The following is a 2,967-nucleotide window of genomic DNA, read 5'->3' on the forward strand; positions in this document are numbered from 1 at the left end:
AATGATGGCTATGTCACGGGTGTAAATAATCAACTCTTGGAAGATAATAAATATCTCTATGAGTATGACCTTGTGGGAAATAGAACCAAGCGCACCGATAAATCGACTAATGAGGTGATGGAATATCGTTGGGATATTAGGGATAGGTTGACGGGTATCACCGTTAAGAATGATCTTGGTGAGATTATCAGAACTGCTGAATATACCTATGATGTATACAATCAGCGTATTGCGAAGACAGTTGATACAGATGGAGATGGTTCTCTTGCTGCGGTGACGGAGAGATTTGTGTATGGTCGTGACCAGAATATCGCTTTAGTGTTGGATGAAAATGGAAATGTCAATCATCGATATCTGTTTGGTAATGATGTTGACCAGATTGAGGCGGATGAGAGTAATGGCAATGTTCTCTGGGCTTTGACTGACCATCTTGGCAGTGTCAGGGATGTGGTTGATGATTCGGGTACGGTGCTGAATCATATTGTTTATGATGCGTTTGGTGGTGTCACTAGTCAGACTGATGAGTCGGTGGTGTTTAGGTATGGCTATACGGCGCGGGAGTTGGATGCTGAGTCTGGATTGCAGTATAACCGTGCGAGATATTTAGATTCGTTTACTGGGAAGTTTATTAGTGAAGATCCGATTGGATTCCAAGCTGGTGATTCTAATCTCTATCGCTATGTAAACAATCTCCCAATCACGAAAGTCGATCCTTCTGGGAAATATGGAACATTAAAATCTTTCAGCAGAGGTGGGGATTATATAGAAGCAACGATTGGATGGACAGATAAGCAACCTCCAAATGGTAAAAAAGACCCAAGAGGTGGAGTTGTTAGGAGTAGCGGTTTGAAACAATTTGGAGTCAGTCTCAGTCAGAATCCTGAGGACAGAGGACATCTTGTTCCCGCACTTCTTGGAGGCTCTGAATTTAACATGATGGCAGATCCCAAGGACAATTTTATATCTCAAAATGTAAATATGAATCGAGGAGCATATAATACATTTGGACAAAAAGTTAATGAACGTTTTGAAGAATATTACAATTCATACAAGGAAGAGTGTAATGAACGATCAACGTTTAGGAGAGACAATAGACTAAGCTATAGGGGGATTTCATGCGGCTGTGAGTTTCCACTCCCTAAAAATCCTAATGAGCCGACTTTAACCTATCGTGTTCGTTTAATAATGCCTCCTCCACCAACTCAGACAATATTCAATAATAGTCTTTCATCAATATTGTCTATACCGTCTATACCAGAAAGTACAAAGTACTTGGAGTCAGAGTTTCCACAAAGACCAGAAAGGTTTATCGCAAGTGTTACCTTTAACCTAAATTCTTCACTTGCTTTCACAGTTGCCTACAAAGCATTTCCAGACTATGCAACAACTACCGTAGAGTTTACCAACTACATTGTTTTTAAAGGAGATAACCCCTATAATTATAAAGAGAGAGATAACTATTATACGGTTGTACAAAATGATGGAAAAATCAAGGGTTTTTAACTTGTCAAAACTTATATAACTCATAGAAAGACGGAGGAGATCATGAGAGAAAAATGGGAAAATCTATTAAAGCATTTGGAAATCAGAGCGGCTAGTTATGCTGTGCCAGAAAGATTCAAACATTTAGAAATTGAACCAGATTTGAATCTAAAGCCCTGTAATGAGAATGACATGACCGAATTTGAGGCGAAACACGGAATCATTTTGCCATCTGAGTATAAGATGTTTTGCCAAGTATTTGGTCCAGTAACCTTTGGACATGATGTTGATATTGGATGTACAAATTTGGATATTGAGTCTGACAGAGATGGTTTTAGAGAAATTGTATCGTATGAACCATTTGATAAATTCGATAATGTAAGGAGAGAATTCAGTGACAAAATCAGAGAACTAATCGATCATGGAATGAGATTTGGAGGAAATGCTAATAACGAATCAGATTTTTGGTTCGATTTAAGAACGGATGGACTGGATGAGAGTTATGACATCTACTGTGTATATACAGGAGAAGAACTTGACCTTCACAAGTTACCAGTACGTAATTTCTTTGATTTCATTCGTGAATATTGCTTAGGAACGAAGCTATATGAACCAGACTTAGCAGAAAGGAATACAATTCCATTTGAGCCACATGAATTCCATGAATTCTTTATCTCTCCAGGAGACTGATAGTAGTGTAACTGTAGTTGTTTAGTTCCTAAACAACTACAGTTACTATTGTTTAATCAAAAGCAATTATCTAATTGCACAAGAGAAATGTTAGACTAAACCGTCATGCGAACGGACACCCTATTTTTCCAACTATTCCAAACCTTCCACACCCTACTATTCGAGCTAATCGATCGCCCTATTTCAGAAGCAGAAGGATACAAATTTAGCTCAGCCGAGATCAAAGAAAAAGCATTTCGGTTTGACGGCATCTTCATGCCCGAAGCCAACGACAAACCAATCTTTTTAGCAGAAGTTCAATTTCAACCCAAAGAAGACTTCTACTCCGAATTTCTAGCCGAAATATTCCTGTACCTAAACCAATATCGCCCGATCCAAGACTGGCAAGCCATAGCCATCTTCGCCAGACACAACAGCGAACCAACACCCGACAAATTCTGCCAAGAACTAATCAACTTAGGGCGAATTAAGCGCGTATATCTTGAAGACTTGCGGCAAGAAACAAATTCACACGGTATTGAGATTATTCAGCTAATCTTAGCCACAGAGAAAAAAGCACCAACAATAGCCAGAAAACTAGCTGAAAAAGTTGAGCAAGAAACAAACACCGAACTGAGAGATAACGTAGTAGAATTCATAGAAGCAGTATTAGTATACAAATTCCCAAAACTAACCAGACAAGAGGTTGAAGCCATGTTTAGTCATAGCGATCTAAAGAAAACCCGCGTCTACCAAGATGCAGTACTGGAGGGGCGACAAGAGGGTTTACAAATTGGCGAACAGCGCGGTTTACAA

General features: G+C 39.2%; 3 protein-coding genes. All 3 read left to right on the forward strand.

The window, feature by feature from the left end; genetic code table 11:
• Positions 1–1,503: RHS repeat domain-containing protein (locus IM477_RS20100; RefSeq protein ID WP_287733220.1), on the forward strand; the 1,503-nt coding region annotated here is incomplete at its 5' end.
• 42 nt (positions 1,504–1,545) lie between these two features.
• Complete coding sequence (locus tag IM477_RS20105) at positions 1,546–2,172, forward strand: SMI1/KNR4 family protein (protein WP_287733221.1); 627 nt, start codon at positions 1,546–1,548, stop codon at positions 2,170–2,172.
• 105 nt (positions 2,173–2,277) lie between these two features.
• The coding region (locus IM477_RS20110; RefSeq protein WP_287733222.1) for an Rpn family recombination-promoting nuclease/putative transposase at positions 2,278–2,967 on the forward strand (690 nt) is incomplete at its 3' end.

Source organism: Microcystis sp. M090S1, from assembly GCF_020246295.1.
Classification (GTDB): Bacteria; Cyanobacteriota; Cyanobacteriia; order Cyanobacteriales; family Microcystaceae; genus Microcystis; species Microcystis aeruginosa.